Source organism: Streptomyces sp. NPDC051172, assembly GCF_040682555.1.
Lineage (GTDB): Bacteria > Actinomycetota > Actinomycetes > Streptomycetales > Streptomycetaceae > Streptomyces.
In genome coordinates, this window is sequence record NZ_JBFBBE010000090.1 from 22,609 (window position 1) to 37,708 (window position 15,100).

A 15,100-nucleotide genomic window follows, 5' to 3' on the forward strand; every position below is an offset into this window, starting at 1 on the left:
GGAGATGTCGGGTGTCCTGCGCCACGGCAATGGGGAGTTCGACACCGCACAGGCATCGGGAAAAGTATACGGCCACGGCCGTAAGGTCCGGCGTTTCGCGGTCATGGTCGAGCAGGGAACAGGCGTCTCGGCCAATGGGGCGGCCCGGGAGATCGAGCAGGTCCTCGCCGACAAGCGAAGCTGGACCGCCGACGGAACCAACGCGTTCCAACTCGTCTCGCACAAGCCATACGACTTCGTGATCGACATAGCCAGTCCCGACACCGCGGACCGGATCTGTGCCGAGGGCGGTCTGGACACCCACGGTGAGGTCAACTGCGACGTCGGTCACAAGGTGGTTGTCAACCTCAAACGCTGGCTCAAGGGTTCACCCCAATTCCCGGGCCCCGTCTCAGAGTACCGGGCGTTGATCATCAACCACGAGGTCGGACATCGTATCGGCCACCGTCATGAAAGATGCCCCGGTCCGGGAAAGCCCGCGCCGGCGATGATGCAGCAGATATACGGACTCCACGGCTGCAAGGCCAACGCCTGGCCCTACGACTCCGAGGGAAACTACCTCGGCGGACCGCCGGCGAAGCAGACGACGTCTGGAGACTGAGCGGCCAGGAGACCGGCCTCAGTGGACGATAAGTCCGTTTCTGGTAGCGGCCTCGTCCGGGCTGAAGCAGAAACGGATCCTCCCAGCTCATCCGCGTGAGGCAGAGGTGTCAGGCTGGTGACCGTACTCACGGGCGACGCCTGATCACCCGCCTCACCGACCGCCGCCCCACCCCGGTCGACCACATTCTGCACTGGTCAACCTGGCGCCGACGACGCCAGTGTCGGTCGGGGTTGCTCCCCAGTACTGCGCCCTGGCCGGACGCTCCTTCGGCGACCCAGGCCACCGTCCAGACGCATGAGGCGGCTCCCGCTGTCGCCGCCTGGTCCGGCAACGGGGCCCGATGACCTCCCGCTTCCTCGCGGTGCGGGTCCGGCCTGCCGGGGTGCGCTCGCGTCGGCTGGCCCAGGCAGCCGTGGTGGCCGTGCACGGCCGGTGGGACGGCGTCCTGCCCGAACCGGCATCCCCGAGGACGTCGGGCACCGGGAGAAGTGGCGCCTGGCACTGGATGCCCAGGACGAACTGGCGGGCGAGTTCGGCGATGACTTTCCGGGTGGTCGCCAGGTCCGTGGGTCGTGCTTCCACCGGATCTTCGCCAAGCGGACCAGATCGACGATCGAGGCGTCGTCGGACAGGTCGGACAGCCAGAACCGAGTCGGTTCGTCCTCGCCGTCGGGACACTCGGCCAGCATGCGTCATCGATCGCCCAGGCGGCAAACAGGCCAACTGCCCCAGCAAGCGATGCGGATCCAGGACCACCGTCAGCCGCCTCCCTGCCGATGCCTTGAGCAGGAGCTCGGACCTGAGCATCGCGTCGATCAGCGGCGCGACTTCATCCACCACCCGCCGATGCCGCTGGCATCACGGCAAAGACCGTTGCAGTACTAATACTCCAGTTGTGCTTCTCCATTTGTCCTGGTCTTGTGTCCTGAACATGAAAGGGAGTTGGTTGTAGGACAGCTTCCGGAATTGGTGCTGTGCGGAAGGTGAAGGTTTGGCCCTTCGGAGCCGCCCTGCGGGGGGAGGCTCCAAACCGCCTCATGCTGCGTTGGCTGAAGACCGTCGTGGTGAGCGATGAGGAAAAGGCGTCCGTGAGGCGTCAGGTGGGGACCGGGAAGACGAACGCAAGTGAATCGCTGCTGACGTGTCGAAACCAAAACAGCTGACATCGGAACCGGTGTGTGACCAGAACTCCGGGATGAGCCTGGCGGGTGCCCGTCTATTGGCCAGGTGGTGTCCGGCATGTAGGCGACGTGAGTCCGGTCTGCGGCTTTCGCGTGGAACAGGAGAAGGCAGGCCCCGATACTGCCTGCCGCGTAGCGGCGGCGAGAGGGAGCGCCTCAAGCAGCGGACACTGCGAGGGGTTGAGTACCAACGTGGGGCCTGCTGGCGGACCGGCTCGTAGTAGTGATGAAGCCCCTGTAACGGGGGTGGAGCGAAGGGGCCGGGTCGTTCGTGACTGAGTTGATCGCATCAACCGGACGACGTCCGGGAGGAGTTCGGTGGACCAGTTGAAGTCTCAGATCAAGCCGTTTGACATTTCGAAGTGGGAAGTCAAGGAGGCGTGGGAGGAAGTCAGAGCTAATAAGGGTGCACCGGGCGTGGACGGACAGAGCATCGATGACTTCGAGAAGGACCTTAAGGACAACCTCTACAAGGTCTGGAATCGAATGTCATCGGGATCTTACTTCCCGCCTCCGGTGCGCGCGGTGGCTATTCCCAAGCCGCACAGTCACGGCGAGAGAATGCTTGGCATTCCCACCGTCTCTGACCGTGTGGCTCAGACTGTGGTGGCCCGGCATCTGATGCGAAGGGTGGAGCCCATTTTCCACCCGGACAGCTTCGGGTACCGGCCCGGACGGTCTGCTTTGGACGCAGTGGAAAAGTGCCGGGAGCGTTGTTGGAAGCGGGACTGGGTGGTGGAATTCGACATTGCCAAGTTCTTCGACAGCGTGCCCTGGGACCTGCTGGTCAAGGCAGTGGAAGCGCACACCGACGCCGTCTGGGTGAACTTGTATGTACGGCGGTGGCTCGCTGCGCCGCTCGCCATGCCCGACGGCTCCCTGCAGGAACGGGAGTGCGGGACCCCGCAAGGGGCTCCGGTATCTCCTGTCCTGGCGAACCTGTTTCTGCACTACGCGTTCGACGTCTGGATGGCTCGGGAGTTCCCGTCTATCCGGTTCGAACGCTATGCGGACGACGCTGTGGTGCACTGCGTCTCCGAGTGGCAGGCCCGCCGTGTGCTGGCTGCGCTCACAGACAGGATGGTCGAGGTCGGACTGCACCTGCACCCGGCCAAGACCCGGATCGTCTACTGCAAGGACGGGTCGCGTCGAGGCTCTTATGAGCACACGGCGTTCACGTTCCTTGGATACACGTTCCGCGCCCGACGAAGCCGGACACGGCACGGCAGGCAGTTCCTGTCGTTCGCCCCGGCCGTCAGCAGGGAAGCCCTGAAGAAGATGGGGCGGGAGGTGCGTTCCTGGCACCTGCATACCCGCTCGGATCTGTCCTTCCACGAGCTTGCCCGCAGGATCAACCCTGTCGTGGCGGGTTGGATCAACTACTACGGTCGCTTCATGCCGTGGGAGCTGGTCCCCTTCGTGATGCGTATCAATGCCTACCTGGTGCGCTGGATCCGCCGGAAGTACAAGCGGCTCGCGGCCAAGCGGAAGGCCCTCGCGAAGATGCAGGAGATCGCCCGGCGATACCCCCGCATGTTCGCGCACTGGCGTCTTACCCCAACCGCAAGCGCTGTGGCGGTCTGATGATCAGAGCGACAAGAGCCGTGTAACGGGAGACTGTTACGCACGGTTCTGTGAGAGCCGAGGGGTGCGATTCCCAATGCCAGGAACTTAAGAAGGTCACTGTCCGTGTTGGTCACGGTTTGGGTGCCAGTCGTGTGCTCTGCCGGACGCAAGGAAGCTCCTCGTCTACGACTGGTGATTGTCGAGATCAACCAGGTGGGCGAGGAGCTTCCTTGTCGGGTCATGGTGCCATGGGCACGGGCTGGTCTTCCAGCGTGGGACGGTTGTTGACCGGTGTCGGTGGTGGAGTGCTGGCCCAGCAGGTCCCGCCGGACCTCATCGATGAGGTGCTGGAGGCCACCGGCCGCTCGCAGCGCCGGTTCCGGGTACTGCCCTCGCGGTTGGGCGTCTACTTCGTGTTCGGGTTATGCCTGTTCAGCGACCTCAGCTACGGCAGCGTGATCGCCACGCTGGTGGCCGGGTACCGCAACCGGCTCGAGGCCGTGGGGTGGCGCCCGCCGTCGTCGACGGCGCTGACCAAGATGCGCCGTCGGCTGGGGGCTGCCCCGTTCGAGCTGCTGTTCAGGCGCCTGTCCGGGTCATGGCCATCGGTCAGCACAGCGGAGTCGCATGCGTTCGGGCTGCTGCTGGTCGCGTGGGACGGCACCAGCCTGGATCTCGCCGACTCAGACGCGAACGCGGAAGCCTTCGGCCGTCCGAGCTGCAAGAAGGGCGATGCCGGGTATCCGCAGTCACGCGCGGTCGTGCTCATGACCTGCGGCAGCCGCCGGATCATCGACGCGGTGTTCGGCATCTATCGGAGCAGCGAACGGGCCCTGGCCGAGCGCCTGCTGCCGGCTCTGAAAGCCGGAATGCTGCTGCTCGCCGACCGGGGATACCCCAGCTACCGCTTGTGGTGTGCGGCGCGGGCCACCGGCGCCGACCTGCTGTGGAGGGTCGCGGCCGACCGGCACCTGCCCGTCCAGCAGGTGCTGCCCGATGGCTCCTACCTGACACGGCTGACCGACCCCGCCGACTCCCACCGCCAGGCCAACAAGCGAGGCCGCCGCCGCAAGGCCGGCCAAGCGCCGCCTGCTCCTCTCGCGCCCCGCGGTCCCGTCGTCCGCGTGGTCGAGGCGGTGATCACCGTGCGTACCGGCGACGGCACCGTACGGACGGGCCACTACCGGCTGATCACCACGCTGCTCGACCCTCAGCTCGCGCCCGCACGTGAACTGGCCGCTACCTACGCCCGAAGGTGGGCGGCGGAAACGGGGTTCCGGGAGATCAAGACGTTCCTGCGGGGCTCGCACCGCGCCCTGCGGGCCACGGACCCCGAGGTCGCCCGTCAGGAGCTGTGGGCCTACTTGATCGTCTACCAGGCGATCCGCCTGATCATCTGCCAGGCCGCCCTGCGCGGGGAGAGCCCCGAGCCCTCGAGGATCTCGTTCACCGCGGCCCGCGACGCCGTCCGGTACTCGATCACGACCACGCCCCAGGACACCGAGGTGCACTGCGAACAGCTCTACCAGGACCTGTCCCGGTGCCTGATCGCCAAACACGTCACCTGCCGGACCTGCCCGCGCATGGCCAAGAGGCCGCTGTTCCACTTCCCCTCCCGGCAGGCATCCAGCGCCCCCGCCTCGCAAAACGTCACCTACGACCTCACCATCACCACACCGGAAGCGGCCAACACGCAGGCCCCACCCCAGGCTGAACACCAAGATCCACCCTGCCCCGCCGCCGAGCCCCGTGCCGCGTAAGTTCCTGGCATTGGGTGCGATTCCCCTCGGCTACTCGGCAGCATGCCTGTTTCGAGTCTAGTGAGCTGACGCTTCATCAGGGCGGTGGTGGTTCGTGACTCACCCGATCGAGGTGCGTTGAGCCTGCCATGGAGCCGGATAGCGAAGCAGGGCTGTGGGCCACCGAGTTGGAGTCGTTGCTGATGCGGGTGGGCCTGCGGTTCGGCCGCATCGAGCCGCGGCGTCGGATGCAGGACTATGTGCGCGGTCTGCCGGGCCCGGTGGGCCGGAAGAACAGTTGGCAGCTCGCCGAGCATGCCGGTCATGCCACTCCGTACGGCCTGCAGCGGCTGCTGGCCGCATGGAACGAGGCCGGCGTGTGGGACCAGCTCGTCGAGCATCAGTAGCACGGTGCGGCCGTACTCGGGGTGGACGCGTACCGACCAGCCCAGATCGGTGCGCAGTGGGTCGGTGGTGAGGGCGAGCCAGCCGGGTTGCCACCGAGGCGGACCCTGTCGAAGCGGCCCCACATGTTCTCGGCGACGTTGCGGCCGACGGCCTCGATGGCCTCGGGCCCATCGTCGAGGGGGATGTGGGAATCGTCGACGAACGGCAGGCCCGGAACAGTCGAACACCATCACGGCGCACGCCCACGACCTCAAGGACCACTTCGGCTTCCTTGACCAGCACGGGCTGGACTGGCGGGAAGCGCGGTTGGTGGATCTCGGCCGGTCCGGCTGGTGCACCGTCGTCCCCGAGGACCGTCTACGTTTTCCTGTAGTGCCGCAGGGGATGCGCCCCGCTGAACCAGCATGATTTCTCCCGGAGTTCTGCGTGATGCACGGCGGTGGACAGCCACTCCATGACGCAGATCACCGAGCTTGATCCTGGCTGCCTCTGTGGCCGACACCCGGGCGGTCGCGGAGGATGTCCACCGAGCCGACGCTGTAGATGCTCATGCCCTCGAAGGACAGCAGCGGCTCGCCACTCCGGGACACGGCGTGGTAGCGACCGGTCGAACGGTCCTCGATCAGTTGGATCCCGTCGGGGTGCTGCAGGGCGAAGGTGAGGTCGTTGCCGTGCCGGTACACCTCCAGGCGTTCGAGCGCGACGGGGGCACTGATGGCAACGTCTTTGGCTCCGGCGGGCCTGAGCATGTGGGTGCGGGCGAGCGCATCGATAAGTAGCGCCGGCAGGTGCATCCGGCCGTAGAACTCCGCGTCGACGCTGGTGCGGGGCAGCCACAGGCTGCGACCGCCCAGGGGGCCGGTCCGGTGCTCCTCGGTGTTGACGAAAGAGCCGCGCAGCGGGATGGGGCTTCCAGGCTCGTAGTACGGGTCGCATGCGGCCACTGTCTCGGTGGTCGCCGCCAGGGGCTTCGGTGCGGGATGCGCGTCCAGCTCGACGAAGGCCTCGGTGTGCAGGGCGCCGCTCTTGAGCACCCGGCCGTCGGCGGTCGAGGTGGTGGAGGTGACGGTGACCCGCGCGGTGCCGGGAGCGGTCAGCTCGGCTCGTACGGTGTGTCGTACCGGACCGTCGGGGCGCACCCGGACGAACCGGTGGTAGCGCACATCGCGGATGACGTCGGCGCGCGCTCCGGGCACCAGGCCCGCCGCGGCCTCAGCGATCAGCGCCAGCACCAGTGTGCCGGGCAGGGTGGGCAGCCCTCCCACCGGATGCTCGGACACCAGTGCCGCCTGGTGCGCACTGAAGTCCAGGTCCCACTCCGCCACTCCCAGACCGCGCAGTCGGGGAGCGACCAGGTAGGCGCCCCCCGGTTCACGGCCGGCAGGCGAGGCGGCGACGGCGGCCAGGGCCGGCATCATCGGGGCCATGAACCGCCGTTCCGCCTGCCCCAGCTGGACCACGCCCGGCAGCCAACGCTGGGGAAGCCGCAGCAGGTCCAGGAAATGCTGCGCGCCTTCCTCGTCCGTGACCGAGGAGAGGTGGCCACGGCGCTTGACAGCATCGCCGACCAGGTCGCGGGTGGCCATGCCGCTCTCCGCCCACAGGGTCCAGGCGACGGTGAACTCGGTGCGCTCCGCGTCGTGGCGGCCCGCCCGGGCGGCCGCGCCCAACAGGTCATTGGCCGCGGCGTAGTCGACCTCCCCGGGAAGCCCCACGACTCCGGTGATGGAGCCGAAGTTGCACCACTGGCGCACCGGCACGCCGTCGAAGGCCTCGCGCAGACTGTGGTAGCCGAGGAGTTTGACGTCCCGGATGCGTCGGAAGACCTCCAGGGACTTGGTGGCGAGATCGCCGGCCTGGTGCAGCCCGGCCGCGTTGATCAGCAGATCGATCTGCGGGTGCTCCGCGGTGATCCGCTGCTGCGCCCCACGTACCTGATCGGCGTCGGTGATGTCGGCCCGCAGGTAGCGCACCCGTCCCGGACCGCACAGTGCGGCCAGTCGGTCGACCGTGCGGGCGGCCTCCCTGGCGGAGGCCAGCGTGTCGAATCGGCGCACCGCCTCACCTGGTGTCAGGCCCTGTCCGGAGGCCAGTGCGTCGGCGATGAACGCCCGCCTGCGGGCCCGGAACGCCACGTCGGGTTCGCTGCGCATCTGGGGCGCCACGCTGTCGACGTCGCTCGAACCGATGAGCCACAGGTGACAGCGGTAGGTTTCGGCCAGCCGCTCCAGGATGCTGGCGGTGATTCCGCGGGCCCCGCCGAAGGCGACGACGACACTGTCCTGATCGAGCAGGTCGTGCTCGGGGCCGACGGTGGCGGTGAAGTCAATGGGGGACAGCGTCTCGGTGTGCCGCAGGCCGTGCCGCAGGAAACTGACCGGGATCTCCGGCCGCAGGCGGGAGGCGTCGGCGATCTGGGCCAGCGCCTGAACCGGCCGCGCGTCAGTGGTCAGCACATGCAGCCAGGCCCCCGGCAGATCCCACAGCGCACTTTTCACCATTCCGGTGAACAGTGCGCCATGCGGATGGGCGGCCCCTCCGGTCTGCGGGTCCAGCAGGCAGACCACGGCTGAGCCGCCGCGCGACAGCGGCTCGCGCAACTGCCTGAGGGCCAGGAACGTGGCCTCCTGGGCGCCGATGAACGAGGGTGCGGACCGGCCGGGCCAGCCGGTGGCGCCCGGCGCGGCGAAGACCCGCAGATGCGCGGGGCTGCCGCTGCGTCGTATCAGGTCGGCCACCGCCTCCACGGTGAGCGGTAGCGCAAGCCGCAACTCCCGCGGGGCGCGCGGATCGGTGACCGCCAGGGTGGCACCCGCGTCGTGCACTGCCTCGCGCAGTGCGTCGGCCACAGCCATGTTGTCCGTGATGACCAGGCAGCCTGGCGGAAGCGCCGGAACCGGATCGGCCCGGTGCTGTACGTGGCGAGCCGGATCAGCGGTCAGTTCGAAGCGGTGCAGCTGCGGGCGGACCTGCGCCGCGGCATCCGGCTCCGCCCCAGGCAGCAGCTGCCGCAGCAGCGAGGCGATGTCGTCGGCACCGCCGAAGCAGCGTCCGGCGTCCGGCGCGGGCGGCCAGTTGGCCAGCGCGGCCAGTACCGGCCAGCCGTGCGCGGCGGCGCTCTCGGCCGTGCTGAGGGCAAGCAGGAAGCCGCCTTCGGCCATGGATGCGTCGTCGACGCCGAACAACTGGCCGCAGCCGGTCTGGGTGCTTCCGTGTGTGGCCACGACCAGTGCCAGATGGCTCTCCCCCTCGCGCAGATACCGTTCGGCGACCGCCACGGCGCGGCGTCCCGAGGTGCGCCCGGTGTCGACGGCGAAGCTGGGCCCGTGCAGGTCGTGCTGATTGGCGACCCGGCCCGCGATCACGCTGGGCAGCAGGCCGGGCAGCGAGTCCTCGCTGACTTTTGCCACCCGGTCCGTCACCGAGCTGTGGTAGTCGCGCCACCACCGGGCAACCTCTGGTTCGGCGTCGAACGCCGCGTCCAGAGTGGAGGCGAAGCACCGGACCGAGAGATCGCGCGACAGCCGGGTCGGTCCGCTGTGGGCGGCGATGACGCAGGTGCGGTCGGCCACGGCGGTCCACAGCGGGCCGTGGTCGGCGGCGAGGCGTTCCATCAGCTGAAGGGCCATCAACTGGGTGCGGTCCACCGCCCTGACCGAGCGGGGCGGCAGCCGGACCGCGGAGAACGGCGGGGTCGGGTAGGCATCCCCGAAGCTGCGTGCATGGTCGCCGACGCGCAGAGCGGCGAGCGCAGCGGCCGAGTTGCCGCTGCCCGGCAGCAGTGCGCTCCACCCCACCAGGACCAGGGGTCCCGGTGCCTTGGCAGGACGCGGGGCGTGCCGGTCGCCGGCGCGGTCGGCCACCACCTGGTGGGCGTTGATGCCGCCGAACCCGAAGGCGGAGATACCCACCCGGCGCACTTCGCCCCCCGGCGCGCCCGCTGCGGGCAGCGGCACCGGGCGGGTGGGCACCGTGATCGCGGCAGGCATACCGTCCAGGAGCGGGGAGTCGAAGCGGGCCTGAGCCGGGGCGGTGCCGTGCTCCAGGCCGAGTACGGCATGGATCAGCGAGACCAGTCCACTGGACCAGCCCCCATGGCCCACGATCGACTTGTTGCTGGTGCACACGATCGGATGCTCGGCGAACTGCTGGGCCAACGCTCCCAGTTCGGTCCGATCCCCGGCCGCGGTTCCGGTGCCGTGACCGATCACCCAACCGACCCCGGCCTGGCCACCGTCCGCGTAGGCGCGCTCCAGCGCGATCCGCTGACCGGTGGCGCTGGGCGCGGAGATCCCCTTGCCGCGACCGTCCGACGAGGCGCCGAAGCCGTCCAGGACGGCCAGCACCCGATCCCCGTCCCGTTCGGCGTCCGACAGCCGCTTCAGCGCGACAGTGGCCACCGAGTCGGAGAACAGGGTGCCGTCGGCCTTCTCGTCGAACACGCGCACGTCCCCGCTGCGGCTCAGACCGGTGACCCCGGAGAAGAGGATCAGGTACCTGACAGTGCACAGGGACAGGCCGGTGGCCAGAGCGAGGTCGGTATCACCGGCGCGCAGGGCCCTGGCCGCGAGGTCCAGGGCGAACAAGCCGGACGCACAGGCGGCGTCGACGGTCAGGCAGTCGGCCGTGTCCGGGACCAGCCCGGTCAGGGCGTTGCGCACCAGTTGCTCCGGAAGGAAGGCACGAGGTTCGTTGGTCGCGTTCGGCAGCGCACCCTCCAACAGGCTACTGACCACCGAGGGATCGATTTCGGCCGCAGCGCTGCCCAGCAGCTCTGCCCGCAGCACGCTCTCCTCCATTCCTTGGGTACCGTCGGGCCAGCCGGCGAAGTACAGGCCGACCCTGTGGTCGGCCGTCACCGTGCGATCGCCCAGGGCCTGCAGGGCGGTGTGCCGGATCCACTGTTCGACCTGGCCTGCTCCCGGCACCTCGCTGGCACGCGGATGCAGGGTCGGGTGGGAGATGACGCCTGCCATCGGGGTGTAGGTGCGGTCAGGGGTCGCCGGGTCGAGGGACAGGAAGTGCTCCATCGGGTAGCGGCTGTTCTGGTCGGAGAAGACCGGCTGCCCGGACGACAGCACCTGCCACAGCTGCTCGGGGGAGTCGGCTCCCGGCAGCAGCAAGCCGGTGCCGACCACCGCGATCGGGTCCGGCGGGGCCTGCGCCGGCGAGGGCAGGATCGCAGGTGGCACGTACGGGGCGGCGGCCGTCGCCTGAATCTTGAGTGGGACGGGCGCCGGCTCGGGCGCCGGTTCGGGCTCGGACGCCGGTTCCGGCGCCCGAGCTGGTGGGGCCGGAGCAGACCCGTGCAGGGCGGCGCCGCAGGACAGGCCACCGTCGGCCAGTACCGTCTGGCCGGTCACGAAGCCCGCGTCTGCGCCGGCCAGCATGACCACCAGCCGCGCCAGGTCCTTCTCGGTGGGCAGTCTGCCCCAGGGGGTCGCCTTGCGGGTGGCTTCCTTCATCTGCTGCGCGTCGGGGAACATGTCCCCCACCCGGTTGTCCATCACCTGGCAGGCGGCCACATTGACGCGAACACCGCGTGGTGCGAACTCCACCGCCAGGTAGCGGCTCAGGCTCTCCATCGCCGCCTTGGTCGCACCGACCAGGCCGTAGTTGGGCACCACATGCTGCGCGCCGTGGCTGGAGACATTGACGACACTGCTCCCTGCGCGCTCGGCCAGCAGCGGCAGGGCAGCCAGGGAGCAGTGCCGCACCGCGTGCAGGTTCAGGTCCAGGGTGCGCTGCCAGTCCTGCTCCTCTAACTCCCCGAGCGGAAGGAAGACACCGCGTGCCGAGTTGTTCACCAGCACGTCCAGGCCGGCGTGCTCCGCGCGGACCTGAGCCATCATCATCTGCACTTGGTCGGCTTTGGCCACGGATGCCTTGATGGCTTGAACGGACTGGCCGCGCGCTGTCAGATCATTCACCAGCTCGTGCGCGGCCTTCTCGCTGTGGAAGTAGTTGATGACCACGTGCGCGCCCCGGGCCGCGAACTCCTGGGTGATGAAACGACCGACGCCTCGGGCGCCCCCGGTGACCAGGACCGTCTTGCCGGCGAAGTCGGCCCGGTTCATCGCGCTGTACCGGTCTCGGCGGCGAGGTCGAGTAGAAGCGCGGCGATGCGCCGCAGGGTGGTGTAGCTGGTGACCCGCAGGCGACCCGCGGGCTGGGACAGTCCGTAGCGCTTCAGAGCTCGAGTGAACAGCTCGATCTGTTTGACGGAGTCCACCGCGAGATCGGCCTCCAGGTCTGCGTCGGCGGTCATCACATCGATGGGGTACTCCAGATCCGTGGCGTACAGCTCCTGCAACTCCGTGATCAGGACTGGCAGTTCCGGCATGGCGACCACGCTGCCGACACTCACTGCGGCGGCGGGCGCCACAGGCTCCGCAGCGACGGCCGCGGGCACGGCGGCTGGGCTTACGGAGTCGGCCGGGACGAAGGCCGCATCCGTCCCGTCGAGGATCGCCCGCATGGCGCCCAGTTCACAGCGGGTGCGAAGCGGGGCGACCGTCTCGGCCCCTGGCAGGTTCTGCTCGACGAGATCGGCCAGGATCGCCTTCGGCCCGGTGTCGACGAAGCGGCTGATGCCCTCCCCGTACAAGGTGGTGACGGCCTGGCGGAAGTGAACGGGCAGCAGCAGGTGGTCGACCAGCGCGGCCTTGATGGATCCGGCGTCGCGGTAGTAGCTGCCCCGGGTGGGCGAGTACACCGGAAGCATCGGGACGGTGACCTCCAGTTCCTGCACGGCGGGCCGGAAGCGTGTGGCGACCGTGGCCAGCAGGGGACTGTGGAAGGGGTAGGCGGAACGCAGTTGGAAGTGTTCGATCTCCAGCGCGTCCAATGCCGCGACCAGCACGTCGAGTTCCTCGTCGGGCCCGGAGACCACCGACTGGCGCGGTGCGTTGTCGGCGGCGATGTGGGTGCTGGTCAGCCCGCAGCCCTGAACCAACTGGATCAGCCGCGCCGAACCCAGCGGGATCGCGAGCATCCCGCCCAGCGGCGGCGGGGCGGCGCGGAAGGCCGCATCCCGTGCTGCCAGCAGCCGCGCGCCGTCCTCCACGCTGATCGCTCCGCCGGCGGTCAGAGCGGCTAACTCGCCCACACTGTGGCCGAACAGGACGTCCGGCACCAGTCCCAGGGGTCCCGAGAGCAGCCGCCAGGAGGCGATCGAACCGGCGTAGATGGCCAGGTGGAGCCGCTCCGGATCATCAAGCATCAGGGAGTTCACCATGGGTGCGCCGTGGTTGGTGAGCAGAGTGCTCACCGAGGCGGTGCCGGCCTCGGCAGCCACCTTGTCCACCTGGTCCAGCACCTCAGCCACCTCGTCCAGGTGAGCCATGGCCGCCAGGGCGCCGGGAAGGTAGCCACCCTGGCCGGGAAATACGACGGCAGTACGCTGATGCATGCGGTCCACTCCACTGTGGTTCTGAGGAACAAGCGGTCACAGGAACGATCAGTCAGGAGGCAGAGCAGATGGGGAGACTGCGAACGCGTCGTGGGACGGCGCGCCAGAGCATCCGGAAGCCCCTGAGCGAGGACACCAGTAGCCGGGCGCCAGGAGCGGCCTTCGACGCGGCGACCAGCGACCAGAAGCGGTGGGAACAACATCCTTTCGCGGACCGAGTCGCGGTCAAGGCCCTCCACCCGAACTATGGACCGTCACAGGAACACGGGCGTCTGCATGGAGTTGTCATCGACCTCGCCCGCTTTGCAGCCGGGGATCAAAGGGCCCTACGGGGCTCGATTGTTCCTGCGACCTCGTGATGCCCCAAGTCCCCGTTCGGATGTCCCTGCGGCCAGCGTCTTCGCGGCCGGTGGCGGAAGGTGTCGAAGTCGTAGTCCCGGTCGGTAATTTCGACGTCATTTCATTTGGCTGGGTTGAGCGGCTGGTGCCGGACGAGTTGTGGGAGATGTTCCAGCGGGTGGTGCCGGAGGCGCCATCGCGGCCTCAGGGGGTGGCCGACGTCGGCACGGCGACCGCGAAGTGCTGTCCGTAATCGTCTTCGTGGCGGCCTCGGGCTGCAAGTGGGCAGCAGTTGCCGTCCGCATCGTTCGGGCCATCGGGTGCGACGGCCCACCGACGAATCACCGACTGGACGACGGCCCGTGTGTGGGTAAAACCCCACCGCCTGGTCCTCGACGAATTTCGGCTCGCGCTCGGCACTGCTCAATTCGCCGGGAGTGCCCTCGCCCCGGTCCGGCTTCGCCTTGCGGTACCAGCCGCGCAGGGACTCGGAGCTGATGCCGAGTTCGCGGGCGACCGCTGTGACCGTCTTGCCCGAGGAGTCGTCTGGAACCTCAGGTCCCAGTCTCCAGGTGTCCACGATCAAGGGGAAGGTTCACACATCACCCTCCACCACCGCCAAGAACGTCATAGCCAGGGTCTACCAGATGCCCGTGACGCAGCGCCGATCGGCTGTCGCCTGAGAGGCTGTCTCACGTGGCGTGATGTCCGTGCGGGATGATGCCGGTTGTGGGTGCTGATCTGTCACAGCGGCTGGTTCCTGATGAACTGTGGGAGCTGGTCGCCCCGTTACTGCCGTCGTTCGCTGCTCGTCCTCAGGGCGGCGGGACCGCTCCGTGTGATGAGCGGGCCGTGTTCACTGCCGTGGTGTACGTGCTGACCAGCGGTTGCGCCTGGCGGCATCTGCCGCCGACGTTCGGCATGTCTCCCGCGACAGCGCATCGCCGATTCACGGCGTGGACAGAGGCGGGCCTGTGGCGCCGTGGCGTTATCGGCGCAGCTGGCCCCACTTTTCCGGCCTGACACGGCTCCAGGACAAACCGGATGCAGCAGCTTCCGGTTAGAACTGGCCCCGTCGCTGAACAGGGTGAACGGCTTCCCTTGGGGCCGATTCAAGCCGGAACCGAACACCTGCGTGGGTCCAATTCGGACCGGTTCCGGTGGGGCCAAGAGCGCCGATAAAGCCAGCGCCGGCTGCACCGGGCGGTGTTGGACGAACTCGGTGCCAGGGGCGAGGTCGACTGGACCTCGGCGATCGTCGACGCGGCGTCCGTCCGGGCGAAAAGGGGGGAACCCTGACCGGGCCGAATCCGGTTGATCGCGGCAAGAAGGGCAGCAAACTGCACGTCCTGTCCGACGCTCAGGGCATCCCGTTGGCTGTTGCGGTGTCCGGGGCGAACCTGCACGACAGCCAGGTGTTCAAACCGCTGATCCTGGCGATACCCGCCGTCCGCTCCAGGCGCGGACCGCGCCGACAACGACCGGTCAAGGTCCGTGCTGACAAGGCGTATTACTCCGCTGACCACCTGGCCTGGCTCCGCGGCCGCGGTCTGATCCCGCGGATCGCGCGTCCGGGAATCGAGTCCGGCGAGAGGCTCGGCCGCCACCGCTGGAAGATCGAGCGGTCGATCTCGTGGCTGTTCGGCTACCGCCGGCTCACGGTCCGATACGAACGTAAGGGCAGCCATTTCCTCGCCTTCCTCGGCCTCGCCGCAGCCCTGACCTGCTACAAGAAGCTCGCAAAAATCACCACGTGAGAGTGACTGCTCAGCAGGTCGTGTGACCTGCCGCTGATCGGATCGTTGGTCTGTTCGTGGGCCTGTCGAAGCGTCGTCCGTCGTACGACGATCTC

The 15,100-nt window shown here is 68.3% G+C and carries 7 protein-coding genes and 3 pseudogenes; 7 read left to right on the forward strand and 3 right to left on the reverse strand.

The features are described 5' to 3' along the window. Window positions 1-22: 22 nt before the first annotated feature. The 4 genes and pseudogenes from AB0N07_RS37120 to AB0N07_RS37135 all read left to right on the forward strand — a co-directional run. Window positions 23-601, forward strand: a pseudogene (locus tag AB0N07_RS37120) (DUF3152 domain-containing protein); the annotation flags it as partial. A gap of 1,502 nt (window positions 602-2,103) precedes the next feature. After that, window positions 2,104-3,369, forward strand: a complete 1,266-nt coding sequence (gene ltrA / locus AB0N07_RS37125; RefSeq protein ID WP_365842907.1) for a group II intron reverse transcriptase/maturase — start codon at window positions 2,104-2,106, stop codon at window positions 3,367-3,369. 254 nt (window positions 3,370-3,623) lie between these two features. After that, window positions 3,624-5,111 (forward strand): IS4 family transposase, encoded by a 1,488-nt coding sequence (locus AB0N07_RS37130; RefSeq protein WP_365842909.1) that lies wholly within the window; start codon window positions 3,624-3,626, stop codon window positions 5,109-5,111. Between the two features lie 128 nt (window positions 5,112-5,239). Next, the gene (locus AB0N07_RS37135; RefSeq protein WP_365842911.1) at window positions 5,240-5,497 is read left to right on the forward strand and encodes a hypothetical protein; all 258 of its coding nucleotides are present in this window, start codon (window positions 5,240-5,242) and stop codon (window positions 5,495-5,497) included. 465 nt (window positions 5,498-5,962) lie between these two features. On the opposite strand, the gene AB0N07_RS37140 is transcribed toward AB0N07_RS37135, so the two are convergent. Together AB0N07_RS37140 and AB0N07_RS37145 are read right to left on the reverse strand one after the other, a co-directional pair. Beyond that, window positions 5,963-11,575 (reverse strand): SDR family oxidoreductase, encoded by a 5,613-nt coding sequence (locus AB0N07_RS37140; RefSeq protein WP_365842913.1) that lies wholly within the window; start codon window positions 11,573-11,575, stop codon window positions 5,963-5,965. Then, window positions 11,572-12,909, reverse strand: coding sequence for an acyltransferase domain-containing protein (locus tag AB0N07_RS37145; protein WP_365842915.1), 1,338 nt, complete (start codon window positions 12,907-12,909; stop codon window positions 11,572-11,574). The genes AB0N07_RS37140 and AB0N07_RS37145 overlap by 4 nt, the downstream gene beginning before the upstream one ends. A gap of 457 nt (window positions 12,910-13,366) precedes the next feature. Here AB0N07_RS37145 and AB0N07_RS37150 point away from each other — a divergent pair. Further along, a pseudogene (locus tag AB0N07_RS37150) lies at window positions 13,367-13,648 on the forward strand (transposase); the annotation flags it as partial. A gap of 12 nt (window positions 13,649-13,660) precedes the next feature. Here AB0N07_RS37150 and AB0N07_RS37155 read toward each other — a convergent pair. Continuing rightward, window positions 13,661-13,828, reverse strand: a pseudogene (locus AB0N07_RS37155) (transposase); the annotation flags it as partial. A gap of 140 nt (window positions 13,829-13,968) precedes the next feature. Between AB0N07_RS37155 and AB0N07_RS37160 the strand changes: the two are divergent. Together AB0N07_RS37160 and AB0N07_RS37165 are read left to right on the forward strand one after the other, a co-directional pair. After that, the gene (locus AB0N07_RS37160) at window positions 13,969-14,271 is read left to right on the forward strand and encodes a transposase (RefSeq protein WP_365842921.1); all 303 of its coding nucleotides are present in this window, start codon (window positions 13,969-13,971) and stop codon (window positions 14,269-14,271) included. 137 nt (window positions 14,272-14,408) lie between these two features. Further along, on the forward strand, window positions 14,409-15,005 hold the full coding sequence (locus AB0N07_RS37165; protein ID WP_365842917.1) for an IS5 family transposase: 597 nt from the start codon (window positions 14,409-14,411) through the stop codon (window positions 15,003-15,005). Window positions 15,006-15,100 lie beyond the last annotated feature (95 nt).

What these genes read in the sequence shown, in the direction of transcription:
- AB0N07_RS37135 (WP_365842911.1), top strand. Translation starts at nt 5,240, where the DNA reads ATGGAGCCGGATAGCGAAGCAGGGCTGTGGGCCACCGAGTTGGAGTCG.
- AB0N07_RS37140 (WP_365842913.1), bottom strand. Translation starts at nt 11,575, where the DNA reads ATGAACCGGGCCGACTTCGCCGGCAAGACGGTCCTGGTCACCGGGGGC.
- AB0N07_RS37145 (WP_365842915.1), bottom strand. Translation starts at nt 12,909, where the DNA reads ATGCATCAGCGTACTGCCGTCGTATTTCCCGGCCAGGGTGGCTACCTT.
- AB0N07_RS37160 (WP_365842921.1), top strand. Translation starts at nt 13,969, where the DNA reads ATGCCGGTTGTGGGTGCTGATCTGTCACAGCGGCTGGTTCCTGATGAA.